Origin of the sequence: Bradyrhizobium sp. BR2003, assembly GCF_009720285.1 — a bacterium.
GTDB lineage: Bacteria > Pseudomonadota > Alphaproteobacteria > Rhizobiales > Xanthobacteraceae > Bradyrhizobium > Bradyrhizobium elkanii.
Window position 1 is genome coordinate 1 of the sequence record NZ_SMYJ01000051.1, and the last position, 24,535, is coordinate 24,535.

Sequence of the window (24,535 nt, forward strand, 5' to 3'; positions counted from 1 at the left end):
CCGGATCGGTAGGCGATCACGGGCGTTCCGCAAGCCATGGCCTCGATCATGACGAGACCGAACGGCTCGGGCCAATCAATCGGAAACAGGAGGGCCGCCGCCTCGGCCAGAAAAGGTTGCTTTTTTGCCTCATCGATTTCCCCTACCAGGTGAACCGCTCGGCCATCGATCAGCGGCTCAATGGTTTTCTTGAAGTATCGGGTCTCACCGCGAGGAATCTTGGCCGCGATTCGCAGCGGCTTTCCAGCCGCCTGTGCGATTCGGATCGCATCTTCGGGACCTTTCTCCACGGTGAAGCGGCCGAGAAAGGCAAGATAGGATCCCCGCTCCAGCGACGGTTTGAAGAGATGCGACGGCAGCCCATGTTGAATTGTCGCGATCCAGTTCGCCCCCGGAAGTGGCCGCCGTTGATGCTCAGAGATCGAGACGAACCCTGCGTTCGGAAATTGACGCACAACGTCAGGAAGGCCGGGGAGGTCCAATCTGCCATGCATTGTGGTCAGGAAGGGCACGGAGAGCCGGCCAAGCAGCGGAAGCGGCAGCCAATCGATGTGAGCGTGGATCACATCAAAGTCCTTCGCGCGTCGCGCAACGGCTTCCAGGAGCATGGCACAGGCTGCACTGGGATCGACGCCCTTACGTCCTAGGCGTAGGGCGCGCGGCCATACGGGATGCAACTTGCCCTTCGTCCTGGAATCTCCACTTGCAAACAGCGTGACGTCGTGTCCGAGCCCGACGAGCTCGTCAACCAACCACGCCACCACGCGCTCGGTGCCTCCGTAGAGCTTCGGGGGCACGCTTTCAGCGAGGGGAGCAAGTTGAGCGATGCGCATCGATGGATCCGTTAGATAGGAAGCATCGCTCCGAGGAGTACGACGATGGCCGCTGAAGCGAGTTCAGCAATGACCAACAGCGTCCACTCCGGTCTTGCGGTGCCGATCACCGCGTGTCTGACGAACTCCTCCATCAGCCTCAACATTCGTCCTTGGGAAGACGATCGAGATAAGCCAATCCAGTGAGTTCATCGGCTTCGCTCAGTTCGCTTCCCATCTCCCTTGAACGTGACGCTCCAGCAAACAACGACGGCTGTCCGCAATGTCGACATCGCGATGTTTTACCCAATAGAGGCACCAAATCGTATCCACCACGCTTCTGAGCGGGACGTCGTTGACCATGTATCGGCTCCCGCAAGAAAAATACCGTGAAGGCAACTCGCGCTCGGGCCGATGTTTCCAGTTTTTCCTGACACTCGCGCCTAGTAATTTAGTCGGAGGCTCTGTGGTGCAGACCTCGAGTGCTCCCCAGGATGCCGACCGTGTGGTTACGATTCACGCCGACGAAGAAATCGCGCTGCTTCCTCAAAACGTCATATCTTGTCGAGGTCGGACCGCCACCCCGTTACTGCGAAGGAGCGGCCCCTGAGTAGCGGCTACCAGCCGCGGGCGCCAAAGCTGAAGCCGACGCCCGGGCCGCTGCCGTAATAACCATAGCCGCGATCATAGTAGGCGGGTCCGCCGTAGGAACCGTAGCTCCGGCGTACCACATAGCCATCATCGCCGTAATAGCGCTGGACGTAGCGGGGACCATGGCTGCGGAAGCAGCGACCGTACTCGTTGCAGACGAGCCGGACCAGGTGAATGCCGGAGAGTTCGGGCGAGCTCACGGCGGAGGGGCTGAGGGGAGCTGCGGTCGCAGCCGACCCCAAAAGGGCGGCGCCGACGACGCCCAGGGCGATGATCTTCATGATTGTCTCCTCTTCTGATGAGATCAGTCGATCTCTTCGATGATGCGACGTTCGTGCGGTTCGACGATGTAGGTGCGGCTGTCCCGATGGACGTACCGATATTCTCGCAAGGTCGGCGCGTCTCGGTAGACCTCGTCGGGAAATGCTTCGATCTCAACGTCGTCCGGCACGCGCTCGCCGGTACGGATTTCGGTGCGAGCCGTACTGCCGGTGGTGCGCCGCTCGCGCTCCACGGGGCGCGCCTTGGCGTGCTTTCGGATCACTTCGCGATCGCGATCGCTAAAGGTCGTCTTGCGCTGCTCGGACCGCGCCGGCGCCGCCGCCGTTGCGCGGCCCGAATACGGCATGACCGCAACGATCTTGTAGCTGGACGGCTCCACGATCACGATCTCGTCCTTCACCAGGACGAAGTCGTAGCCGCGATACTGCGGAACAATTTCGACGACCTCGGCTGGTAGCGGCTGCAGGCGCACGTCCCGAGGCACGGCGGTGCCGACCGATAGCGAAAAGTTCACGTTCGTCAGCGGCTGGACGTTGAGGTGCGAGATCGACGTGCTGATGCGGGTACGCTGCTGGTCATTGATGTTGACGGCAGCGTTCACGTTGGTATTCGACGAGCGGTCGGCTGATTCCCGCTGGCTGTTCGGGTGCTGGGCCGTGTTAGTCGAGCTGCTACCGGTCGGCGACTGGGCCTGATTGCTGTTGTTTGACGCCGGCGGATTTGCGCTCTGGGTTTGACCGGTCGAAGGCGAGTTGGTCTGCGCCTGGTTTGACGGCGGGTTGGCCTGGTTTGAGGGCTGGCTGGTCTGCGCCTGGCTGGGCGAGTTGCCCGAAGCCGGTGTCTGCGCAGTGTTGGCGCCGGTCTGGGATAATTGACCAGTCGCACTCTGGGCCGCGGAAGGGGACGACTGAGTTTGAGCAGAATTGGTCGAAGTGGCGTTGCCCTGGGCGGGTCCCGAAGACGTCGTGGACGACGGCGTCGTGCTCGAGGAGGGCGTCGTCGCCGATGTGGAATCCTGCTGACGCTGCGCGCCTGGCGGATTCGCGTTCGAGGTGCTCGGAGAGGTTTGCGCAAAAGCCGACGTCGCGATCGCGGCCGCCGCAGTGGTAGCCAATAATAAAAGCCTGTTCATCTGAAAACTCCCTGAATGTGGTGGCCAACAACAATGCTTGACGCAGCTAGTTCCAACTCGGGATATGTTGGCAATAGCTGTGGCCTGTTCGGAAAATTATTAACGATGAAGCCGTGCTGAATTCGAATTCAAGCTCACGATGAGCTATCGCGTCGGGAAAAGTGGAACATCCCTCGAAATCCGTCGTTAGGACGTACCACGAGCATCCACTGGAGGAGGACATTATGAAGAAGCTGATCGTGTGTGGCGCTCTTGCCGCCTTTGCTCTCGGCACCCAGGCCGCCAGCGCCGCCGAGTTTTACATTGTGCGCGACGCATCGACAAAGAAGTGCACCGTTGTTGACACCAAGCCGACGACCACCACAACGACGGTTGTGGGTGACGGCGTCTACAAGACCAAGACCGAAGCCGAGTCTGCCGTGAAGACCACCAAGGTCTGTACCGAGCAGTAGGTTCGCTCTGAGACGGCCTGGAGTTCTAACCATATTGTCAGATGCATTGAGCTGCTAAGCTGTGTAAGCGAATGGCCCGCTTTCCCTTAGCGGGCCTTTTGTGCGAGAGGGCTGGCCGAAGGCGCGGGGTGGCCCTTGGCGGCGTTATAAGGGCTCATCGCCCAATCGTCACCGTACCGGAGACCGAAGCAGTATTCACGATCGAATTATAGATTTCGAGAGATGGATAAAGCCGCCCAGCCGCCGAAGATATTCAGTCGGCATCGGTCGCCTTGACCTGCGCCATTGTCCGAGATGCCGGCCGGATCGCCGACTTCGTGGAAGTGCTTTGCCGCCTTCACAGCGTAATCCCGCGAAATCATGCGCATCCTAGAGCGAGCTTTGGTCAACAGCGATACTGGCCTAAAGAAATTGGCACACTCAGTAGGAACGATTCCTGTCCAGGAAAATTACGCAATCGGCGACGGCGCAATCCTGTACGACCTCGGTCCACCGGACGCACGGTCTTGATTCCGGCGCGGATACCTACCTTGTGCAGCCGGCAGAACCCCTCGAACTGCTGCTGCCGTTAATGCACTGACGCTCCGCCGAAGATTCAATGCGCGCTCTCAACGCGAGCTTAAAGCAACGCATTAAGGATCGCGTAGCTGATCTGGAAGCGGCAAACCTCAAATTGAGAGGCGAAATCGAAGCGCGCGAACCTCGTTCCGCTGCCTGAAAGCGTGCTCCGCCTGGCGAACGATGCGAGGATGGATTGCTCCATGATCCAGCGGCCGGCTTTCTCAGGGTCGGAGTAGGGGCGATCACCCTCGTATTTCATTTCTCATCTTGGGTTGCTTGGGCAGTACGGAGGTGATTCTCCATTCGTTATAGTCATAGAGCCCAGCCCAGTGATGAATAAGCTTTCCGCATTGCCAGCAATCGAAGGCCCCGGAAGTATTCGTATGGGTTGCGCTGCGTTCCTGGCTCGCTGAATAGACGATGCCGCAGCCGATACAGATGAAATAAACGGTGACGGGAGGCGCCATAATGCGTCCTAACAATCAAGCTCAGTCAGCGTTCCTCAGATCGGCCGAACCGCCTTTTTGACGCGTCTTCTTGGGATCGTCCTGGTGGCGGTCTTCCTTCATCTTCATCGTCGAATTCCATCGCGCCTTGCGCAGCATAGATTTGGGGTGTGAATCTGGCTTTCGGCCGGACGGTGGCTATCAAATGTTCGCGCCGCAGGGACAGCGCATGAGCGACGATGGCTGTTGAGAAGATAGCTTTTCGCCGTGGTCCCACATGGCCTGCTTGCGCGCGATCAAGTCGCGCTGATCGCGCCAGGCCCGGAAGTCCGCCTCGGTCAGGGCCGCCAGCAACTCGCCCCATGCCGCCTCGAACCCAGAGCGTGCCTCGTCGAACGTCGCGGCCGGGCCGCGGGTCGATCGAGCGCAGCGGGGATAGAAGAAGCTAGAAAATTGGTGCTTGTTGTGGTGTTGGAAGCAATACTTCGGGCCATGCGAAGCCTCTCTCTAGCAGCAGACTGGCTTGGCATCGCTTTGATGTGCCGCGCCCTACTCGGCCTGGGTGCCACATTGTGAACCTGAAGGAGCAACTCGTATTGGCGAGCCTTCTCCAACAGCGCATCTCGAACCGGACCTGGAGGGAGGAGCTCGGCTTGCTTGCGAGCTTCTCTTGCGCATCCTGCGCTGACGTCCTGTTCTCTAGTCATAACTCGGTCTCCGCTCTTTTCGGACCGCTGCCGCAGAGTTGCCGATGCTTTCGATGAGCTTGCAAATACCAAGCTCATGGTCCGAGCATTCTAACTCGGCGGGCAGCGTAGAGGCCGCCGCAGATCGAAGGGTCGAAATTGATGATACCGAGCAGAGCGCGGGTAAGCGTCGGGTGGTTAGCACCCAGAATGCTCGAGATTGAATCCAAGGTGACGGAGGCCGAAGCTGAGCCGTCCTAATGAGGATGCTCCCCGGCAGCGCTTAAGCTATCCGGCGGACCTCGCGTTACCGTTGATAAGCGAACGAAGTCTTGCTCAGCCCGGTCCTGCAAATGCCTATCGTGCGTTTTGGAACAATGAGGGCTGGTTGTCGTTTCCGGAGCCCGTCTCAGGGCTTATCGGAGAAGAGAACATGAAGCTAACGACTATCCTGGCAGCATCCGCGATCATCGCATCTTGTTCAGCCGCTTTCGCCGCGGACACGGTGACGGCTGCCCCGCCTGAAAGTTGGACGGTGACCAACTACTACAAGCAGAGCGTTTACGATCCCAAGGAGTCCAAGATCGGCACGATCGACGACGTGTTGGTCGATAAGTCCGGCAAAGTGACGGGGCTTGTCATCGGCGTCGGCGGATTCTTGGGGGCCGGCGAGAAGGATGTGATCGTGCCGTTCACTGCGGTCAGGACCGAAAAGAAGGACGACAAGTGGTGGCTCACGTTGGACGAAACGAAGGATGGTTTGAAAGCCGCACCGGGCTTCAAATACGATAAGGCCAGCACGACTTGGGTTCCCGAGAAGTAAGCGAGAAGCAATCTAGCATCCGGCCGACCAGTCTGTGATTTCTTAAACTGGAAAGGCGGGGCGGATTCGCGCCTCGTCTTGGCGAACGCTCCGCAAAAAAAGCCCGCTCGGGAAGCCGAGCGGGCCTTTGACGATCAAGGTCGCACTGGCGCTGAAGATCGCCGGAAAGGCCCGCATCAGCCCACCGGCCGCAGGCTTGCCCAGTCCGCGACCATGCCAGCCACGATGGTCGCCAATCCGCCGAGCGCAAAACCCGACATATTCGCAGGCGCGTCCCTGCTTGAGTGCTGACAGCTTGACGTGCACGAGCATGACGGTCGCCCGATCAATACTTGCTTGAGGCCCGCAGGCATCGAAAGCCAGATTGCAAGTTCGGCATTGCGGCCGGCTACGCGCATGTGTCGAAACGCGCACAATCGCTGGATGCCGATTATCGTGCGCTTGTTAATCCGAATTGGCCGATGCGAAGTTTCGAAGGACTCCTGACCGCCGTGTATCAATACCAGATCAGGGATGGGTGGACATTGCAGCCCAATTTTCAATATATCATCCATCCAGGCGGAGGTGCCACCAGCCCGTCAAGTGCTGTGCCCGGCAGGGTTCTTCATAATGCAACGGTGCTTGGTCTACGAACGACCCTGAAGTTCTAGTTCGATCCGGAATTAAGCTCGGCTCAGCGGGCCAGCCGTTTGATGGCCTTGGTCGCTCGATTGGGACTACGCCATCCGAGAAACTTCAGCTCCTTGTCCTCCAGCGCGTTGGTCGCTCGAAAGAACTGTTCGAGATCGTCACGCGCATGGGAAGGAAGATCGCGGATATCCTTGAGATTCGTTTCGAGCGGAGACCGATCAGGAACCGCAAAAATGCGGTCGTTTCGTTCCGTCTTGCCCTTTTTCTTCTGCTCGACTTCGAGAATTCCAACCGGACGACAGCGCAGCACGACGCCCGGATAAGTCTGTGCGTCGTGCAGGATCAGCACATCCAGCGGATCGCCGTCCTCGGCCTTGGTTGACGGAATGAAACCCCAATCATACGGATAGGTCAGGCCCGCCATAAGGGGCTTTGCCAAGGCAAAAATGCCGAGCTTGGGATCGAAATCGAGTTTGCAAGAACTGCCGCGCGGCGTTTCGACAACAGTAAAGATATTGTCTTTGTCGGCCCAGCTCGGCAATTTTGTCAGGTTGGTCATAGCGACAGTCAACTACTCATTAAGTATCGGGAGGGAGCCGGTCTGGCGAAATCATTCGCCAGACCCGGAATTGGCGATCAGGCGGCGGTGGAAGCCTTTTTATTGACGCCCTTACGCAACGCCACAGTGTTGAGCTTGGTGTTCGCTGCCTTTTCTTCGTTCAGGTTCGTGTTCAGAAAACGCACGATGTCGTCGTGGCCGAGCGCCTCGGCCCAGGCGATCAGCGTGCCATATCGGCAGATCTCGTAATGTTCGACGGCCTGAGCGTTGGCGACGATCGCCGCATCCAGCACCGCCTTGTCTTCGATTTCGCCAGCCGTCTCATCCGCTTCCTTGATGATGCCGTCGATGGCGGGGCATTGCGTGCCGCTCGGCGACTGGCCCAGTTTCTCAAAGGCCTTTTCGAGGCGCTCGACCTGCTTGTTCGTCTCTTCGAGATGGTTCCTGAGCCCCGTGATCAGATCCCGGTTGGTGGCCTTGTCGATCATTTTCGGCAACGCCTTGAGGATCTGCTGCTCGGCATAATAGATGTCCTGCAGCCCATGCAGCAGCAGATCATCCATGGTTTTGATATCTTTTGTGAATAGTCCCATGACGTCACTCCTTGAGTTCAAAGCGATGGAACGGCATCGATCGGGCTTTGTTCCTCGCCGCCGATGCCACAGCGCGGTCGCATAGATCGGGTCGCCCCTTGGTCATCGGTATGCGGGGGCCATTTCCCGCGGCAGGAGGAACCAAGGCACCCGCGGACATTTGCGCTGTTGCTCAGAGTTTAGAATGGTCAGCATTCTAGCTATGAGTGGATTTCGCGATATTGCCGGAGGGGGCAGCTCTAGGGCGAGCCATTGCGATGTGGCCGTCGTCGGCTTCGGAATCGCCGCCTGCCTTGCGCTGTAGAGGGGCTTAACTGAGCTCCCGCTGCATCAAACTTTCGCCGAACGAAAAGTGCACGATCACGTGAGCGAAGGGTGTTCGAGAGCCAGCCGAGGCCGCCGTAGATCGCATGCGGAGAGACGAGATGCGCTGCACAGGTTAGAATATTCCTGCAACTCGCTCATGGTGCAAAATGCCCTTTAGGATAGGCATCATCTCGGACACGCACGGGCTTCTGAGAACAAAGGCGCTGCAGGTGCTGGCCGACGCCGACTACATCATCCACGCCGGCGACATCGGCGATCCCGGCATCATCGCGGCGTTGCGCCGGATCGCGCCTATTTCCGCAATCCGCGGCAACGTGGACACCGCTGACTGGGGCCGCGACTACGCTGAAATCGAGACAGTGAGCCTAGCCGGGAAGACGGTCTACGTGCTCCATGACCTAAAGGCCATGTCCATCGATCCCGTCGCCCAGGGCATCGACGTTGTCGTATCGGGCCATTCCCATGTACCGAAAATACAAACGGTCGGCGGGGTTCTGTACGTGAATCCGGAAGCGCCGGCCGGCGCCGTTTCAAGCTGCCGATCACCCTTGCGACGCTGGATGTGACACCGGATGGGATCCGGCCTCTCATCCACGATCTTGAAGCCGCCTGACGCAATGCGGCAACGCATCATAGCGGCGGAAGCAGCCGGTGAGGCGTCGCCGGAAGGATGACCCGGATAGCGTCGCCGGGCGAGACGTCGCCGCTTTTGGTCACGATTGCCATGACGCCGGCCGTGAAAGGCTGCCCGGGCTCGTCGCTCACCAGGCGGCTCTTCAACCCGGGTCGAAATCGATCGATTAGGACGCATGGGCTCCGCAAGCCGGTAAGAAGGATACATGCCGAGGTGCCAATTCGGAGCCTGGTGTCGAGCGGCAAGGTCTCGAGATCGAGGCCGGTCGTCGTGATGTTCTCGCCGAGTTCGCCAGGCCCAACATCGTAGCCTGCGACGCGCAGAGCGTTGAGCATTTCGCTTGAAATAAGGTGGACTTGACGGAGATTGGGTGATCGAGGATAGCGGCGGGTCAAGTACCGATGCTTGACGAATTGACCATAGTGCGCATCGCCCTCGATGCCATGACCGGCGACGAGCGTCACCGACAGTCGGAGTATTTTGCTGAACCGATGCTTGCTGTCGATCGAGACGGCGAAGACTATTCCTTCGAGCGCCATGGCTACCGGCGTTACGCGGCGCGCGCCGCAAAGCGGCGCTTACGCTTCAGGTGTCGCATGATTTCGGTGAGAGGCATCGCGTTCAGGACGCGGTCCGCGAGGACGCTGGCTTTGCGGCCATTTCTACGCCCCAGTGCATGCGGTCGAGCTCCGGAACGGAATGTGCGTCGGGATTGATGCTGAACGTGCAACCGAACGCGCCCGCCGCCGCGAGAGGCCGGGCGCCAATCGCGTCTGGCGAAGTCGGTCGTGACGTTTCGCGTTTCCCCGGCCATCGATCCCAGAATGGTCCTCGTCCGGGACACAACGGCGAGGAGAGAGGAAACGTTCCTATGGGAGGCTTATAGAAAGCGGCGCCCGATTGTCGTAAGCGCTATCTCACTGTGGCTTGGGTCCACTCCGCGTGGGCTTGTCGAAGCGCATCTGAAAATCTCGGGGGACGTCATGGCGCGCCTTCCGACAACCGAGGTGACCGTAATTGCAGGATAGCGCTGCACGGAACCCTGCGCCCCAACAGAGCTTCTTTCCGGATGGATGCCAAAGCAAAAAGACCAGAAGAACCGCCCCCGAGGCGCGTGACGGCTTCGTTCGCGTCAGAGGGGCGCGCGAGCACAATCTCAAGGATGTCTCGCTCGACATTCCCCGCAACGAGCTCGTGGTCTTCACCGGGGTCTCCGGATCCGGAAAGTCCTCGCTGGCGTTCGGAACCTTATACGCGGAGGCGCAGCGGCGGTATCTCGAATCCGTGTCGCCATACGCGCGTCGGCTGTTTCACCAAATGCAGGTGCCCGACGTCGACGTCGTCGAAGGATTGCCGCCGGCCGTCGCGCTGCAGCAGCAGCGTGGATTGCCGACGACCAGGTCCTCGGTGGGTAGCGTCACCACGTTGTCCAACTTGCTGAGGATGCTGTACTCACGCGCCGGCGACTATCCGCGCGGCCAACCATTGCTTTACGCGGAATCCTTCTCGCCCAACACGCCGGAGGGCGCCTGTCCCAATTGCCACGGCATCGGGCGTGTCCATCGGGTCGACGAACGGACGCTGGTGCCCGACGACGCATTGACCATTCGGGAGCGGGCGGTCGCGGCCTGGCCGTCGGCCTGGCAGGGGCAGAACCTCAGAGACATCTTGGTCACGCTCGGTTACGACGTCGACAGGCCGTGGCGCGAACTCCCTAAGAAGGATCGCGACTGGATTCTCTTCACCGAGGAGCAGCCGACCGTTCCGGTTTACGCCGGATACACACCCGCTGAAACACGCAGGGCCCTGAAGAAAAAGGAAGAACCGAGCTACATGGGCACCTTCACCGGGGCTCGCAAATACATTCTTCAAACGTATGCCACTACGCAGAGTGCGATGATGAAGCGGCGCGTGGCGCAATTCCTGTCGAGCGACGACTGCCCGGTCTGCAAGGGCAAGAGGCTCAAGCCGGAAGCTCTCTCCGTCAAGTTCGCCCGACTGGACATCGCTGAGATGTCGCGCCTGCCGTTGAAGAAGCTGGACGCGCTCGTCAAGCCGTATATTGATCGAGCGGAGCCGAACGAGTCCCATCCCGAAAAGGCGCTCGTCGTGCAAAGGATCGTCGAAGACCTCGCGGGGCGTCTCGAGGTTTTGCTGGATCTCGGCCTTGGGTATCTGACGCTCGAGCGAAGCACGCCGACCTTGTCTCCGGGGGAACTGCAGCGGCTTCGTCTCGCGACGCAGGTCAGATCGAACCTTTTCGGCGTCGTCTACGTGTTGGACGAGCCATCGGCCGGCCTGCACCCGGCGGACACTGAAGCGTTGCTGCGGGCGCTGGAGCGTCTGAAAGCCGCGGGCAACTCGCTCTTCGTCGTCGAACACGAGCTCGACGTGGTGCGCCAGGCCGACTGGATCGTTGATGTCGGGCCCGCTGCGGGAGAGCAGGGCGGTAAGATACTCTACAGCGGACGACTTGCGGGACTGGCCGAAGTGAAATCATCGCAGACGCGGCGCTTCCTTTTTGGCGAAACCGCTGAGCCGACACGAAAGGTTCGCGAGCCGATTGGCTGGCTGAAGCTGCGGGGAGTCACGCGCAACAACCTCGGCGGCCTGGATGCCGATCTCCCTCTCGGCGTCCTCACCTGCGTGACCGGCGTCTCGGGCTCGGGCAAGTCCACTCTGGTCAGCCAGTTTCTCGTCGAGGCCGTTGCCGAGCGGCTTGGTCAACGCCGGGAGGCGGATCCGGACGAAGGCGAACTCGAGGAGCGGGTGCGCACGCTGGGCGGCGAGATCGCCGAGGGTCTCGATCGGGTCAAGCGACTCGTCGTTGTCGACCAGAAGCCGATCGGACGAACGCCGCGGTCCAATCTGGCGACCTACACCGGGTTGCTCGATCACGTGCGCAAGCTATTCGCCGCGACGAAGCAAGCACGCGCCAGGCGATACGATGCCGGCCGGTTCTCGTTCAACGTCGCCAAAGGCCGCTGCGAGACGTGCGAGGGTGAGGGATATGTTTGCGTCGAACTTCTTTTCCTTCCGAGCGTCTACACGCCGTGCCCGACCTGCAAGGGCTCTCGCTATAACGCGAAGACGCTCGAGATCAAAATTCGCGACAAGTCGATCGCTGAGGTGCTGGCGATGACGGTCGACGTGGCATTCGCGTTCTTCGGAGAAAACGAAATGCTTTCCCGGTCGCTGGGCGTGCTCCGAGAGGTGGGATTGGGCTACATCAGGCTCGGTCAGTCGGCGACCCAGCTCTCTGGAGGTGAGGCGCAGCGCGTCAAGCTTGCGACTGAGTTGCAGCGGGCGCAGCGCGGCGGGACGCTCTACGTTCTCGACGAACCAACGACCGGCCTGCACCCATCCGACGTTCGGAGGTTGAGCAGGCAGCTTCAAGGCCTCGTCGACGCCGGCAACACCGTGATCCTGGTCGAACACGACATGTCGGTCGCCGCGAACAGCGACTGGATCCTCGATGTGGGGCCCGGAGCAGGCGATGAGGGTGGCCGTATCGTGGCGTCAGGGCCGCCGAAGCAGGTTGCCGCCTCCGGAAGCCGCACAGCGACCTATTTGGCGAAGGCACTTTAGCCTCGAGATGACCAGAGCCGAATACTTCCAAAGCAACGTCACGGCGACGCCGAGCGGCATGGAAGCAAGAGATACCTGCGTTGGGCCATCGACGTGCTCGGCACCGACCGCATCATATTCTTGACGGACTATCCGTACCGCTTCGGCCGGCTCTTTCGCCGTGGCGCGCGATCTGAAAGCGCTTCTTGCAAGCCTGCTCTTCGGAGAGAGCGACCCGGAATTGCGGCAGTCGGACCGGCTGCGCAGCGCGTAGCCTGTGCCGAGACTCTTACGGTCTCTCCGCGGCGACGGAGTTGAGCAAAGCGGTCTCCGAAGGTGGAGATGCCGTCGATCGGCCTAGGCATCTAGGTTAGAGGTCACGGATTTTGCAACCCAGCACGATGGCGGCTAGGGTGGCCCCGATGGCATTCGCGCCGACGACGACCCAGTCGTAGCGTAGTAGGCCGTAGACCACCCACAACGAGAGGCCGAGAGTAAGCGCCGCGAGCATGCCCAGAGAGAGAGCTTGCGTCGATCCGCGCGGCCAGGCTTTCCGAACCTGCGGAAGGTAGGACAGCGACGCCAGGACGGCTGCGATGCCGCCGACGTACGATGCGAGTTCACCCATCACGGTGTACCGGCGTTCCGGCACGCCGGCGTTGGATCTCTAAGGCTGCCGGCCGCCTCTGTCGGCAGCCGGCGTTCGCATTAGCGAGTATCATGCGGCCCGCTGGTTCACGCTGTTGACGGCCATGTCGCTGAGCTTCTTGTCCGTTGCCTTCTCCTCGTCGAGGTTTTCCTGGAGAATGGAGGCGCAGTCGTCGCGCCCGAGCTTCTTCGCCCACGCGATCAGCGAGCCGTAGCGCGTGATCTCGTAGTGCTCGACGGCCTGCGCGGCCGCGATGAGGGCGGCGTCGAGAACCGTCGTGTCGTCTACGTCGCCGGCTACGTCATTGGCTTCCTCGAGGATGCCGTCAATCGCGGGGCAGTCCACGCCCTTGGTTTCGGCGCCGTGCATCTTGAAGACCTTTTCGAGCCGAGTGATCTGCTTCTTGGTCTCCGCGAGGTGGGTCTCGAAACCCTTCTTCAAGGATTGGTCGCTCGCTTTCTCGATCATATCCGGCAGATTCTTCGCAATCTGCTGTTCGGCGTAATAGATGTCCTGCAGGGTGTGCACGAAGAGGTCGTTCAGCGTCTTGATGTCCTTGGTGAAGAAACCCATGGATGTCTCCCATTATTGAATTGCCGCACGGCAAACGACGACAAATAGGAAGTGTTCCTAACTGGCCGGCGATGGCTAAGCGGGCCACGCAGCCAACAACGTTTCCGTCGTCAGTCTCGACATTCGGGCGGAGTTTTCGAATGCAACGAGCGGATCCCTGCGCCGTTCCTTGGCTGCTGGGCCGGCGGAGGCGGCGGGATATAGGAACTGTCACGTCTGCGATCGGTTGATGGCAGCCGCCTGCCGCAAGGAGTCCGAATGGAAAGCACCGTCATCGCAGAATCCCCCACCCGGCGAGCGGCGGAGCTCGCTGTCGAGCACATCGTGCAGGATTGCGGCGTTCCGGGGGGAGACGTCTTCGTGCAGCCCGCGGGCGCTGCCAACACTACCGGCGACCGTCCGACCGGTGCAGACGCGAAGGCGGCCCCGATGCCGAAGCAGGGCGGAATGCTTGAAAGTCCGATCGTCCAGATCATGGAGAAGCCAGCTATAAGGGATCGGGACGGCTCCAAGGCAAGCGTGCGATCATCACTGGCGCCGATAGCGGCATCGGGCGCGCGATCGCAATCGCGTTCGCCCGCGAGGGCGCCGACATCCTGATCGCTTACCTCGACGAGATCGACGACGCCAAGGAAGTCGCAGCGCTCATCGAAAAGGAGGGCCGCAAAGCTATCCTGGTCGATGGCGACTTGCGCTCGGCCGACCATTGCCGCGCCGTGGTCGGTCGTGCTGTACGGGACCTCGGCGGCGTCGACATCCTCGTCAACAACGCCGCGCACCAGGCGACTTTCGCCGACATCGGCGACATCAGCGACGAGGAATGGCGCATGACCTTCGAGGTCAACATCCACGCGATGTTCTTCCTTGCGAAGGCGGCTGTGCCGCACATGAAGCCGGGCGCCGCCATCATCAATACTGCTTCGGTCAACTCCGACATGCCGAACCCCATTCTGCTCGCCTACGCCACGACGAAGGGCGCCATTCAGAATTTCACCGGCGGCCTGGCTCAGATGCTGGCCGAAAGAGGCATACGCGTAAACGCCGTGGCGCCGGGCCCGATCTGGACGCCGCTCCCGTCGACGATGCCGGACGAGGCGGTGAAGAACTTTGGCAAGCAAGTGCCGATGAAGCGCGCCGGTCAACCGGCGGAGCTTGCCACGGCCTATGTGATGCTGGCTGACCCGCTCTCAAGCTACACGTCGGGGACGACCGTCGCGGTCACAGGGGGCAAGCCCTTCATTTGAGATGGCGGGCATCAAGCATCCCGTCACCCCGGATGGGCGTCCTGAAAGGAAAGCTCTGGCACCTGAGCGATCCGAACATCGAGCCGCGAGAGAAGGCGCGTCTCGTCAAGGCGCTGGTGGATGCACGGTGGGCCGTCAAGGTTTTAAAAGCGCGAGAGATCGCGACGCCGAACTGGAAGCCCATCGCAGGATCGACGAAGCGAAGCGCAGCTTGGGCGAGCGTGGGCCGGCGTGGTGGGACGACGGCGCCCCCGACAACCGATACGCCGTCAAGAACACCCCCTACGCCGCGTGGTACGCCAGGGCCAAGCGTTATGGCTGATCCGCGGACTTGAGGTCCGAAGCCGCTTGTGGAGGAAGGCGAGGACCATGATCTCATCCGAAGTGAGGTTGCCGTATTGGCGCTTGAACTACTGCGCAATCTTGGCCTCGGTCATTTTGACGAGATCGCCGGACATGTAGGCGCTCAGGATCTCCGGATGGACATAACTCTTGCGGCAGATGGCCGGCGTATTGCCGAGTCGCTTCGACACGTTCTCGGTGGCTGCGACGATACGCGGCTGGTGAGAACCAGCGCGCCTAAGGAGCCGACGACACCCTCCTCTGCGGCCATCGCTTGCGCGAACTCGTCGAGGGCATTTTGTCGGCCGACATCTTCGCGTAGGAGCAATAACCCTGAACCAGGCCGGTAAAGCCCGGCGGCGTGCGTCGCCCGGGTCGCACGATTGATATCCCGTGCCGTGGTCAGCCCGTGCACAGCAAGAAAATGTCTTCGCCTGCGAGCGATAGGTCACTCGTGACATGTGGGGTGGGCGAACAGGCGTCGGCCAGGCTTTCGGTCCCGCGGAGGCCGCAGCGGGCCGACCGGTCGCCACCGCCGTGCTGCAAGGCAGTCGCTCCGGTCGGAGGTGAGCCACATCCGCGCTCCACGCTATCCCCGTGCCGGACGATGTCGAGGTCCTGATCTCGGATCGGCGCAGCAATGATTCCCCCAGTCAAGCTGAACCCGAAGGCAAGATCAGTGAGATCGGCGGATGCCGCCATCACGACGGCAAGCGTCGTTCCATTGTACGTCAGGGCCCTGGGTTATCTTCGGCTAGCGTGCGGGCCGCAAGTCAACGCGACCTCCGGAAAGAGTAAGCGACGCCCTAATGAGGTGATGGTTCCTAAGCCAACGCCATGCCGTCGGTGGTGCCATTGCGCTAGGCCCTCAACAGGTGGTTCGAGAGCTGAGCCGTTGAACCGACAGGTTGTCTGTCATCTCTTGGGGACCTCTCGGCCAACAACTCGGCTTCCGCTTCGTACCAGAAGATGTCCATCGCTCATGCCGGTTCGCCAGCCTGCTTCCAAAGACGGTAAGCCCGGTTTCAAATGTCTTCAATCTGCCGCGATCCGTTGCCCCGGTGTAGTGTAGAAGCTTCCCGCGGTCAGCTCCGGTCCTCCGTGAATGTTCGTTGTATTGAGCTCAGGCGCAGCGCCTTTGCTTTTACGAGAGCTTCCAGACTGACAGCAAATGCTGCCGGAGAGCTGACGGCCGTGTTCGCGCGAGCTGTGGTGTTCTTCTCGAAGTACACGCAAGGTCCGGGTGCCGTCGGCTTTGTGCGCTTTGCGACAAAGCCAACTCGAGCTGTTGCGCCTCTGACCGTCAGAAACAAGCTAAGACTAGCGTCCTTCGTACGGCTAGCCTATCCGAGAAAGATAGGCCAAACCTGTGTCCGGAGCTTGACGATCATTCCGCGTTGGCGCTTGCCCTCTGGGGGTGGCTCGAGTTCTTGCGATGGCATCGCATTTGCAGGGATGAAAAATGTCAACGTGAGGCCACCATCGTCGAGCTGGGGATCGCTTGCAGGCGAGGGGCGCTCACCAGCCCATTCTCTCAGGAGAGCCTGTGATACCATCTGCCAATTGGGCGGCCGGCCTGCTTGGGACGCGGCTTGCGTTTTTTGTTGCCGGATTTGGCCTCGCGGCGTGGGCGCCTTTGGTGCCGCTCGCCAAGGAGCGGCTCGCGGTAGATGACCGCATGCTTGGTCTTCTGCTGCTCTGTCTCGGAATGGGATCCGTTCTCGCTATGCTTTTGACCAGCGTGTCGAATGCGCGATACGGCAGCAAGCCCATTATCTTCGTGGGTGGACTCGGCCTCGCGCTTATCCTGCCGTGGCTTGCTATCGCCGGAACACCTCTTGCGCTCGGTGCCACGCTGTTTGCTTTCGGCGTTTCACTGGGTGCGATCGATGTAGCCATGAACATCTATGCGATTGAACTGGAGCGCGCCACCGGCCGCCCATTGATGTCCGGCTTCCATGCCCATTACAGCATCGGCGAATTCACCGGCTCTGCTGCCGTGACTGTGTTCCTTTCGCTTCAGCTTGGTCCGCTTTCTTCGACGTTAGTCTGTTCGACGTTTATGATGATCGCGATTGTGTCGGCTTGGCCGCGGTTGACCGCAACGAGTGTAAGGCAGCGGGGGCCTGTGTTTGTCTTGCCCCATCGCAGTGTGGTGCTAATAGCTGCGCTGGCGGCTATTACGTTTCTTGTCGAAGGTGCAATGCTTGATTGGAGCGCTTTGCTTCTCGTTGGGCAAGATCTTCTCGCTGAGGCGCATGGAGGTCTTGGCTGTATGCTCTTCGCCATCGCGATGACTGCGGGACGTCTCGGCGGAGATGCCGTGGTGGAGCGAATCGGCGACCGTGCCACATTGATGCTCGGAACTCTACCAATCATGATAGGCTTCCTGGCTGTGGTCGCCGCGCCGGTTGCGGTGATTGCCATGGCGGGGTTCCTTCTTATTGGATTGGGTATTTCAAATGTTGTACCTGTACTGTGTCGCCGCGCCGGCAAACAGAAGGTGATGCCGGTAGGCGTTGCGATCGCGGTCATCACGACTGCTGGCTATGCGGGTATACTGATGGGTCCCGCCAGCATCGGGCTTGTCGCAGACATGACCGGCTTGCCTTTTGCGTTCGGCATGTTAGGCGCGCTCATGTGCATCGTCACGCTGTCGGCGCGGATGGTTATGGCCGACCCTCGCTAGGCCGCCGATCGAGAGGAAAAGGGCACCGGCACGCTTCGAGCCAATGATCGGCCGCGGCGCCGGCGTTCAAGGCTGAGAGTCGATCAGGCCTCAACCTGATAGCAGTAAAACGGTACGTCTCGATCACAAGCATCTGTTCATGCGAGTTGGCTCGCTGAACCGTAGCTAGGGTGTGCGTGTCATTTGGATGATCGAACGTCCAACCGAGCGCTGCTGACGAAGCGCGTTGGGCAACGCGCGGCAAAGTTAATCGTTACGCGAGCGACGAGGCCAGCTAGGGGATACCCGCGCACGGATCCTCGGATGGGCGTGCTTACGCCACTTGTCGGGGACAAGCAGTGCCGTCCATTTGCTGTCGGCGAGATATGCCCGATACGCTAGCTGAATGCCATCTTCCAGCGAGGTCTGGGCACGCCAGCCGAGCCTGGCCAGACGACTGATGTCGAGCAGCTTGCGCGGCGTGCCGTCCGGGCGCGACGTGTCGAAGCTGATCTCGCCGCGAAAACCGACGGCGGCCGCGACCATGAGTGCGAACTCGGCGATGGTGATGTCCTCGCCGGTGCCGATATTGACCAGTTCGGGCGAGGAATAGGTCTTCATCAGATGGATGCAGGCGTCGGCGAGATCGTCGACATAGAGGAATTCACGGCGCGGCGTGCCGGTGCCCCACACCACGACATTGCCGGCGCCGGAAACCTTGGCCTCGTGGAAGCGGCGGATCAGCGCGGCGACGACGTGGCTGTATTCGGGGTGATAATTGTCGCCGGGGCCGTAAAGATTGGTCGGCATCACGCTGATGAAATCGGCGCCGTACTGGCTGCGATAGGCCTCGGCCATCTTGATGCCGGCGATCTTGGCGATGGCATAGGGCTCGTTGGTCGGCTCCAGCGGGCCGGTCAGCATCGAATCCTCGCGCAGCGGCTGCGGCGCCAGGCGCGGATAGATGCAGGACGAGCCGAAGAACATCAGCTTCTCGCAGCCATTGGCGTGCGCCGCCTGGATCACGTTGCTCGAGATCGCCAGATTGTCGTAGAGAAATTCGGCCCGCAGCGTGTTGTTGGCGACGATGCCGCCGACCTTGGCGGCAGCGAGGAACACGGCCTGCGGCCGCTTCGCGGCAAACCAGGCATTCACCGCGGTTTGGTCGCGCAGATCGACCTCGCTGCGCGACACCGTCAGGAGATCGGCCTCCTCGCGCGCCAGCCGGCGCATCAGCGCCGAGCCGACCATGCCGCGATGGCCGGCAACGAAGACCGTCTTGCCCTTCAGCTCAAACGCCGTGCTTGCCATTGGCCGCGTCCTGCCTGGCCTCGACGAGATCGCTGGCGACCATTTCCTTCACCAGCTGCGCGAACGGCGTCTTCGGCGCCCAGCCGAGCTTGGCGCGCGCCTTGCTGGCGTCGCCGATCAGAAGATCGACCTCGGTCGGGCGGAAATAGGTCGGATCGATCTGCACCAGGGTGTTGCCGGACGCCTTGTCGACACCGACCTCCTCGACGCCCTTGCCGCGCCATTCGATGCTGCGGCCGACCTCGGCAAACGCCAGCTCGACGAACTCGCGGACCGACCGCGTCTCGCCGGTCGCGAGCACGAAGTCGCCGGGCTCGTCGACCTGCAGGATCCTGTGCATGCCCTCGACATAGTCGCGGGCGTGGCCCCAGTCGCGCTTGGCGTCGAGATTGCCGAGATAGAGCTTGTTCTCGAGGCCGACCTCGATGCGCGCAACGGCGCGGGTGATCTTGCGCGTCACGAAGGTCTCGCCGCGGATCGGGCTCTCATGGTTGAACAGGATGCCGTTGCTGGCGAACATGCCATAGGCCTCACGGTAGTTCACCGTGATCCAGTAGCCGTAGAGCTTGGCGACGCCATAGGGCGAGCGCGGATAGAACGGCGTGGTTTCCTTCTGCGGCACCTCCTGCACGAGCCCGTAAAGCTCCGAGGTCGAAGCCTGGTAGAACCGCGTCTCCTTTTCCATGCCGAGGATGCGGATCGCCTCCAAGAGCCGAAGCACGCCGATGGCGTCGGCGTTGGCAGTGTATTCCGGGCTCTCGAAACTGACCTGGACGTGGCTCTGCGCGGCGAGATTATAGATCTCGGTCGGCCGGATCTGCTGCACCAGCCGAATCAGATTGGTCGAATCCGTCATGTCGCCGTAGTGCATCAGGAATGGCACGTTACCAACGTGCGGATCCTGGTAGAGATGGTCGACGCGCGCGGTGTTGAGCGAAGACGACCGGCGCTTGATGCCGTGGACGAAATAACCGAGTCCGAGCAGATATTCGGCGAGATACGCGCCATCCTGCCCGGTCACGCCGGTGACCAGCGCAACGCGCCGCTTTGAGTCCTGAGCCGCCATGGTTTCTCTTAGTTCCGCCGGAACGAGGGCGTCCTTTCGAAACGCGATTTGCGGAGCGCTTTCTCGATCTAGATGCGCAAGCGCGCACCACCCGCAACAAGAGAAAAGCGATCGTTACTCTAGTCATACACTTCACCTAGAAATGCGCACTATATACATTGATTTATTCTCGACTGTACCATTCAGATTCGAGCAAAGAACGTCAGCGAACGCACGCGACCCGCCTGACACCCGCGATGATCCTAAGCAAACGAGCTGGACGAAAACGCCGTACGCGCCGCCCAATTAGACGCGCTGCTCCAGCTATGTTTTCTATGAGATAGATGCCGACGGTCTGTGTTCCTTATCCATCTCCAGGTACATGCTGTATCCATTTGCGTGGTTCGGCCACGACGGAATAGAGCGATATGCTGAGGTGCGGTTGTCGACGCATTTATGGGGAATGACGGCATGCAAGCCAGCACATAGTAAAGCTGCTCACCAATACCGTAGTCTACAAAGCGGCCGCACCTTCAGAGTCCGAATAGAGCACGCAATCGGGTCGCTAGGGGCATCGACCGCTGCGCTTCTGCCAATAGTGCAGTTCGCGTAGGAAGTGGACGGTAGAGGCAAGACAAAATGATGAAGAGGAGCAAACGTCGGTATAGTTCTTCGAACTTTTCGATATCGAAAGCTTACGTTCGTACAATAGAGTGTTCAATGCCAATCGTATAGCTTACATCCGAGTATGATGAGCGTCTTAAACCGGCCTAGAGCGGCTGCGTAAACACGCCGCCACCCGGCCATGTGGAGAGTGCCGTGAGGCTGCATCCTTCTGTCCAATGGAGCGCGGCCGGTGCAAGCCTCTCGTCGAGACCCTCGGTAAGGTGCGAGGACTCAGTGCCCCCACACCAGTTGCTAACCGGATCGGCCGCGTCGCCGCTCGTTTCTCGGGAGTTTGAGCTGAAGAGCCATGAATGGCTCATCAGCGACGATGAGCCAAATAAGACATGACGCTTTACTGTGAGACAAGTGGTCTGTCGATCTGGTTCAAACGTCCTCAATCTATGAAGCCTGATGCCCTGCGCGATATATCCTCGCAGCGGGCTTATTGCGACGCCGGTCGCTATCGTCGCCATCGAGCAACGGATCTGTTTGTACCGGGGTTAGATGCCGCACCAAGCCGAGCAAGCGTGCCTTCATATAGAGCCCACCTCGAAGAAGTCACGCCATTCGCAGCCGCATCGCAGCTTGTACTCAATAGCGGACAACCAAAGGCAGAGCGTGACTGGGCGAGGCGATGATGGTTGAAAGAGACCGAACCCACGCCTGTGAATGCGATGGTGACGGGCAACTGCATCAAATTCAGCCCATTCCCAATCGGGCGCGAATTTCGTGAAAATGCTCCTTTAGGGGACGCTTGGTTTCTTGAACTTGGGCTGCATTGATCGATATGTGTGGAATAGTAGGCATCTTGGGACGTGGTCCGGTCGCTGAGCAATTGGTCGCTTCGCTCAGACGATTGGAATATCGTGGGTATGACTCCGCGGGCGTCGCGACGCTCGAAGGTCTCCGTATCGAGCGCCGGCGCGCTGAAGGTAAGCTGAGAAACCTTGAGGAGCGGCTGCGCGATGATCCGCCGTCGGGTCATAGCGGTATTGGTCACACTCGCTGGGCGACGCATGGAAAACCTACCGAGAGCAATGCTCATCCGCACGCAACGGAAAATGTAGCGGTCGTTCATAACGGGATCATTGAGAATTTCCGCCAACTGCGGGACGAACTGGAGCGAAATGGAGCTCACTTCAGCTCAGAGACCGACACCGAGGTGGTGGCGCATCTCGTCGAATCGTACCTCAAGAATGGCTACTCGCCGCAGGATGCGGTACAAGCCTCGCTGCCACGACTGCGCGGAGCGTTCGCTCTGGCATTCCTGTTCAAAGGCCATGAGGATCTTTTGATCGGCGCGCGCAAGGGGTCACCTCTTGCGATCGGGCATGGTACCGGCGAAGTTTATCTTGGATCGGACGCGATCGCACTCGCGCCCTTGACTGATGCCATCACCTACCTTGAAGACGGCGACTGGGCCGTGCTTACCCGCACGATCTGCATGATCTATGGCGCAGACGGGACTGTCGTCCATCGCGAAACATCAAAGTCTGGCGTGTCGTCTCTCCTGGTGGACAAGGCGAACTATCGCCATTTCATGGCCAAGGAAATCCACGAGCAGCCGACAGTGGTCGGGCAGACATTGGCGCATTATCTCGATATGGCGGCGGAGCGCGTAGCCCTGCCGCTCACACTACCGTTCGACTTTAATTTTATTCAGCGCATCTCAATTACTGCGTGCGGCACGGCAAGTTATGCCGGTTATATCGCCAAATACTGGTTCGAGCGGCTGGCGCGCCTGCCTGTCGAAATCGATGTCGCGTCCGAGTTCCGCTACAGGGAGGCGCCTCTGCGCCACGGCGATCTCGCGATCGTCATCTCGCAGTCGGGAGAAACCGCCGACACGCTGGCTGCGTTGCGCTATGCCAAGAGCCAGGGCCTGCACACGATATCCGTGGTCAACGTCCCGACGTCGACGATCGCGCGCGAGAGCGAATCCGTACTGCCGACACTGGCCGGTCCAGAAATCGGCGTCGCATCCACCAAGGCATTCGTCTGCCAGCTGGCGGTGATGGCGGCGCTTGCCGTCGCAGCAGGCAGGGAGCGCGGAATACTGTCCGAGATCGATGAATCGAAGCTCGTACGCGAGCTTATCGAAGTGCCGCGGCTGATTGCTGCGGCGCTGTTGGTCGAACCACAGATCGAGAAGCTCGCGCGTGATATCGCAAAGTCGAGCGACGTGCTCTATCTCGGCCGAGGCACATCGGCGCCCCTGGCGTTGGAAGGCGCGCTCAAGCTGAAGGAAATCTCCTATATTCACTCGGAAGGTTATGCCGCCGGCGAGCTCAAGCACGGACCAATCGCATTAATCGATGAGACCATGCCCGTGGTGGTGATAGCGCCTTACGACGACGTCTTCGAGAAAACGGTCTCGAACATGCAAGAAGTCGCCGCTCGAGGCGGCAACATTATTTTGATCACCGATGCGAAGGGAGCTTCGGACTCGACGGTGGATACACTCATGACCATTGTGTTGCCAAACATGGCTGCAAGCTTTACGCCCATGGTTTATGCCATCGCGGTGCAACTGCTAGCCTATCATACGGCCGTGGTTATGGGGACGGACGTGGATCAGCCGCGTAATCTTGCAAAATCGGTCACTGTTGAATAGACCCGCGGCAAAGTCGACGTGTTCCCCCGGCAGTTCTGCGGATACAAGAACGTGACAGATAATAGTCCTGGCTCGCCGCCGCGTTCTGCCGGAGATTATGGAGACTACGATCTGGGTATGGCTCCGGTCCGGCGCCAACTGTCCTCGGAAGCAGAGCGATCCGACGGCCCAAAAAGGTGAACTTTCGGCCGATCTCATTCGTGACTGACGCCTGGGTCGCACTCGTAAGGCTCTTCGCAACCCTGATAGCGCCAATGCCAAGCAGGTTCGGTTAGAACCATTCGCGGGCCGCTCGGCTTTTGGTAAGCCGGGGCGGCCTATCAGTTCCACAGGGACCTAATCAGCCCGAAAGTAATGCGGATTGCCCGACGGGAGCACCAATCGCCACGTATAATCGGATCGATGACACGTCCCACTTTCAACTTTTGCGCATTTGCCGAAACTGACGAGCTAAAGGGATGCAGATAGCTTCGCGGAGTCGTGTCGCGCGCTCATGAAGCGCCAAAAACAGCGCTCTACGTAAAGTCATCGTCTTCCCAATCCCGGCGTAGTATTTCGTGCTCGCTCGGAACGTTGGGCAGCCCTGCCTTCACTCTCGTCCGCTTTGGAAAGGTAAAGTTGAGGTTTGTTCTCTCGCTGCCATTAACCGTGGCTGTTCAGGCCTCACTTGTTGGGATGCTGGGTAGGGTCAAGGACCGTCGGCGAGTCACTTATCTCAACAAAAACCAAATGCAGCCGCACGGGCCTTCGCTTCCGGACTACGAAGCGCTCAGATCAGACATAAGGTTGGCGGCCGGCTGATCGCTTCAAGTGTCTCCGCCGCTGCCGTTCTCCTCCAATGCGGCATCGAGGTACTCGATCAGCGTATGTCCGGCGAAGGGCTTGGCCAAGAAGCCAGCCGCTCCCGCGCTCAGGGCTGAGGCGCGCACGCGGTCGTTGGGGAAGGCAGTAATGAAAATGAATGGCACACCGTAGCCACGGGTCCGCATTTCCGCGAGCAAGTCCAAGCCGCTCATAACCGGCATCTGCACATCCGTGATTACACAAGAGGTTTCGTTCAACCGCGGCGACCTCAAGAACTCCTCGGCGGACACAAACGTTTGAACGACGTAGCCACGCGATTTCAAAAGGTTCTCTGTCGCCGCACGGACCGATGCGTCGTCATCAACGACAGAAATCAAAGGCGTGGACAAGACAGGCCCTCCTGACGCGGGACTAGCGACTGCCGAGGCATTAGCCATCCCTGGGCGAAAAGTGGGCTTGCGCGG

At 60.1% G+C, this 24,535-nt stretch carries 21 protein-coding genes and 4 pseudogenes; 10 read left to right on the forward strand and 15 right to left on the reverse strand.

All coding sequences use genetic code 11. The features are described from left to right. On the reverse strand, positions 1-833 hold an 833-nt coding region (locus E2I15_RS38075), incomplete at its 3' end, for a glycosyltransferase family 4 protein (protein ID WP_155262797.1). A gap of 45 nt (positions 834-878) precedes the next feature. Here E2I15_RS38075 and E2I15_RS38080 point away from each other — a divergent pair. Then, positions 879-1,019 carry a hypothetical protein gene (locus E2I15_RS38080; RefSeq protein WP_155262798.1) on the forward strand — a complete coding sequence of 47 codons (141 nt, stop codon included), beginning with the start codon at positions 879-881 and terminating at the stop codon, positions 1,017-1,019. 410 nt (positions 1,020-1,429) lie between these two features. On the opposite strand, the gene E2I15_RS38085 is transcribed toward E2I15_RS38080, so the two are convergent. Together E2I15_RS38085 and E2I15_RS38090 are read right to left on the reverse strand one after the other, a co-directional pair. After that, entirely contained in the window at positions 1,430-1,744 is a 315-nt protein-coding gene (locus tag E2I15_RS38085) for a hypothetical protein (RefSeq protein WP_137482143.1), read from the reverse strand. 23 nt (positions 1,745-1,767) lie between these two features. Beyond that, positions 1,768-2,877 (reverse strand): DUF1236 domain-containing protein, encoded by a 1,110-nt coding sequence (locus E2I15_RS38090; RefSeq protein WP_137482141.1) that lies wholly within the window; start codon positions 2,875-2,877, stop codon positions 1,768-1,770. Positions 2,878-3,101: 224 nt separating this feature from the next. Between E2I15_RS38090 and E2I15_RS38095 the strand changes: the two genes are divergently transcribed. Continuing rightward, positions 3,102-3,329 (forward strand): hypothetical protein, encoded by a 228-nt coding sequence (locus E2I15_RS38095; RefSeq protein ID WP_038959943.1) that lies wholly within the window; start codon positions 3,102-3,104, stop codon positions 3,327-3,329. 619 nt (positions 3,330-3,948) lie between these two features. On the opposite strand, the gene E2I15_RS38100 is transcribed toward E2I15_RS38095, so the two are convergent. Next, a complete protein-coding gene (locus tag E2I15_RS38100; protein WP_137482139.1) occupies positions 3,949-4,149 on the reverse strand; it encodes a hypothetical protein in 201 nt (66 codons plus the stop codon). 1,306 nt (positions 4,150-5,455) lie between these two features. Here E2I15_RS38100 and E2I15_RS38105 point away from each other — a divergent pair. After that, positions 5,456-5,845, forward strand: coding sequence for a PRC-barrel domain-containing protein (locus E2I15_RS38105; protein ID WP_137482137.1), 390 nt, complete (start codon positions 5,456-5,458; stop codon positions 5,843-5,845). A 42-nt stretch (positions 5,846-5,887) separates the two neighbouring features. Here the strand turns inward: E2I15_RS38105 and E2I15_RS38110 are convergent, their stop codons facing one another. Then, a complete protein-coding gene (locus tag E2I15_RS38110) occupies positions 5,888-6,157 on the reverse strand; it encodes a hypothetical protein (RefSeq protein WP_246668264.1) in 270 nt (89 codons plus the stop codon). A 20-nt stretch (positions 6,158-6,177) separates the two neighbouring features. On the opposite strand from E2I15_RS38110, the gene E2I15_RS38115 reads away from it, so the two are divergent. Beyond that, a complete protein-coding gene (locus tag E2I15_RS38115) occupies positions 6,178-6,495 on the forward strand; it encodes a carbohydrate porin (RefSeq protein WP_246729492.1) in 318 nt (105 codons plus the stop codon). 23 nt (positions 6,496-6,518) lie between these two features. Here E2I15_RS38115 and E2I15_RS38120 read toward each other — a convergent pair whose 3' ends face one another. Together E2I15_RS38120 and E2I15_RS38125 are read right to left on the reverse strand one after the other, a co-directional pair. Continuing rightward, the gene (locus E2I15_RS38120) at positions 6,519-7,034 is read right to left on the reverse strand and encodes an inorganic diphosphatase (RefSeq protein WP_137482135.1); all 516 of its coding nucleotides are present in this window, start codon (positions 7,032-7,034) and stop codon (positions 6,519-6,521) included. A 77-nt stretch (positions 7,035-7,111) separates the two neighbouring features. Then, complete coding sequence (locus E2I15_RS38125; RefSeq protein WP_137482134.1) at positions 7,112-7,627, reverse strand: YciE/YciF ferroxidase family protein; 516 nt, start codon at positions 7,625-7,627, stop codon at positions 7,112-7,114. A 473-nt stretch (positions 7,628-8,100) separates the two neighbouring features. On the opposite strand from E2I15_RS38125, the pseudogene E2I15_RS38130 reads away from it, so the two are divergent. After that, positions 8,101-8,567 (forward strand): annotated as a pseudogene (locus E2I15_RS38130) (metallophosphoesterase family protein). 17 nt (positions 8,568-8,584) lie between these two features. Here E2I15_RS38130 and E2I15_RS38135 read toward each other — a convergent pair. After that, the gene (locus E2I15_RS38135) at positions 8,585-9,127 is read right to left on the reverse strand and encodes an MOSC domain-containing protein (RefSeq protein WP_137482132.1); all 543 of its coding nucleotides are present in this window, start codon (positions 9,125-9,127) and stop codon (positions 8,585-8,587) included. Between the two features lie 478 nt (positions 9,128-9,605). Between E2I15_RS38135 and E2I15_RS38140 the strand changes: the two genes are divergently transcribed. Together E2I15_RS38140 and E2I15_RS39925 are read left to right on the forward strand one after the other, a co-directional pair. After that, positions 9,606-12,176, forward strand: a complete 2,571-nt coding sequence (locus tag E2I15_RS38140) for an excinuclease ABC subunit UvrA (RefSeq protein ID WP_137482130.1) — start codon at positions 9,606-9,608, stop codon at positions 12,174-12,176. Positions 12,177-12,208: 32 nt separating this feature from the next. Next, positions 12,209-12,352: pseudogene (locus E2I15_RS39925) on the forward strand (hypothetical protein); the annotation flags it as partial. A 173-nt stretch (positions 12,353-12,525) separates the two neighbouring features. Here E2I15_RS39925 and E2I15_RS38145 read toward each other — a convergent pair. Together E2I15_RS38145 and E2I15_RS38150 are read right to left on the reverse strand one after the other, a co-directional pair. Next, on the reverse strand, positions 12,526-12,783 hold the full coding sequence (locus tag E2I15_RS38145; protein WP_137482128.1) for a SemiSWEET family sugar transporter: 258 nt from the start codon (positions 12,781-12,783) through the stop codon (positions 12,526-12,528). A 90-nt stretch (positions 12,784-12,873) separates the two neighbouring features. Beyond that, entirely contained in the window at positions 12,874-13,377 is a 504-nt protein-coding gene (locus E2I15_RS38150; RefSeq protein WP_137482126.1) for a YciE/YciF ferroxidase family protein, read from the reverse strand. 464 nt (positions 13,378-13,841) lie between these two features. Between E2I15_RS38150 and E2I15_RS38160 the strand changes: the two are divergent. Continuing rightward, a pseudogene (locus tag E2I15_RS38160) lies at positions 13,842-14,621 on the forward strand (SDR family oxidoreductase); the annotation flags it as partial. A gap of 410 nt (positions 14,622-15,031) precedes the next feature. Here E2I15_RS38160 and E2I15_RS39760 read toward each other — a convergent pair. Both E2I15_RS39760 and E2I15_RS39930 read right to left on the reverse strand, forming a co-directional pair. Further along, positions 15,032-15,154: a hypothetical protein gene (locus E2I15_RS39760; RefSeq protein ID WP_338134484.1), complete on the reverse strand. Its 123-nt coding sequence runs from the start codon at positions 15,152-15,154 to the stop codon at positions 15,032-15,034. 74 nt (positions 15,155-15,228) lie between these two features. Continuing rightward, positions 15,229-15,665 (reverse strand): annotated as a pseudogene (locus E2I15_RS39930) (formate dehydrogenase accessory sulfurtransferase FdhD); the annotation flags it as partial. A gap of 844 nt (positions 15,666-16,509) precedes the next feature. On the opposite strand from E2I15_RS39930, the gene E2I15_RS38180 reads away from it, so the two are divergent. Then, positions 16,510-17,652: an MFS transporter gene (locus E2I15_RS38180; RefSeq protein WP_422109873.1), complete on the forward strand. Its 1,143-nt coding sequence runs from the start codon at positions 16,510-16,512 to the stop codon at positions 17,650-17,652. 246 nt (positions 17,653-17,898) lie between these two features. On the opposite strand, the gene fcl is transcribed toward E2I15_RS38180, so the two are convergent. Together fcl and gmd are read right to left on the reverse strand one after the other, a co-directional pair. Then, entirely contained in the window at positions 17,899-18,942 is a 1,044-nt protein-coding gene (fcl, locus tag E2I15_RS38185; RefSeq protein WP_137482122.1) for a GDP-L-fucose synthase, read from the reverse strand. Continuing rightward, entirely contained in the window at positions 18,923-20,008 is a 1,086-nt protein-coding gene (gene gmd, locus E2I15_RS38190; protein WP_137482120.1) for a GDP-mannose 4,6-dehydratase, read from the reverse strand. The genes fcl and gmd overlap by 20 nt, the downstream gene beginning before the upstream one ends. A 1,432-nt stretch (positions 20,009-21,440) precedes the next feature. On the opposite strand from gmd, the gene glmS reads away from it, so the two are divergent. Continuing rightward, positions 21,441-23,267 carry a glutamine--fructose-6-phosphate transaminase (isomerizing) gene (gene glmS, locus E2I15_RS38195; RefSeq protein ID WP_137482241.1) on the forward strand — a complete coding sequence of 609 codons (1,827 nt, stop codon included), beginning with the start codon at positions 21,441-21,443 and terminating at the stop codon, positions 23,265-23,267. An 806-nt stretch (positions 23,268-24,073) separates the two neighbouring features. Here glmS and E2I15_RS38200 read toward each other — a convergent pair. Next, positions 24,074-24,508, reverse strand: a complete 435-nt coding sequence (locus E2I15_RS38200; RefSeq protein ID WP_137482118.1) for a response regulator transcription factor — start codon at positions 24,506-24,508, stop codon at positions 24,074-24,076. Positions 24,509-24,535 lie beyond the last annotated feature (27 nt).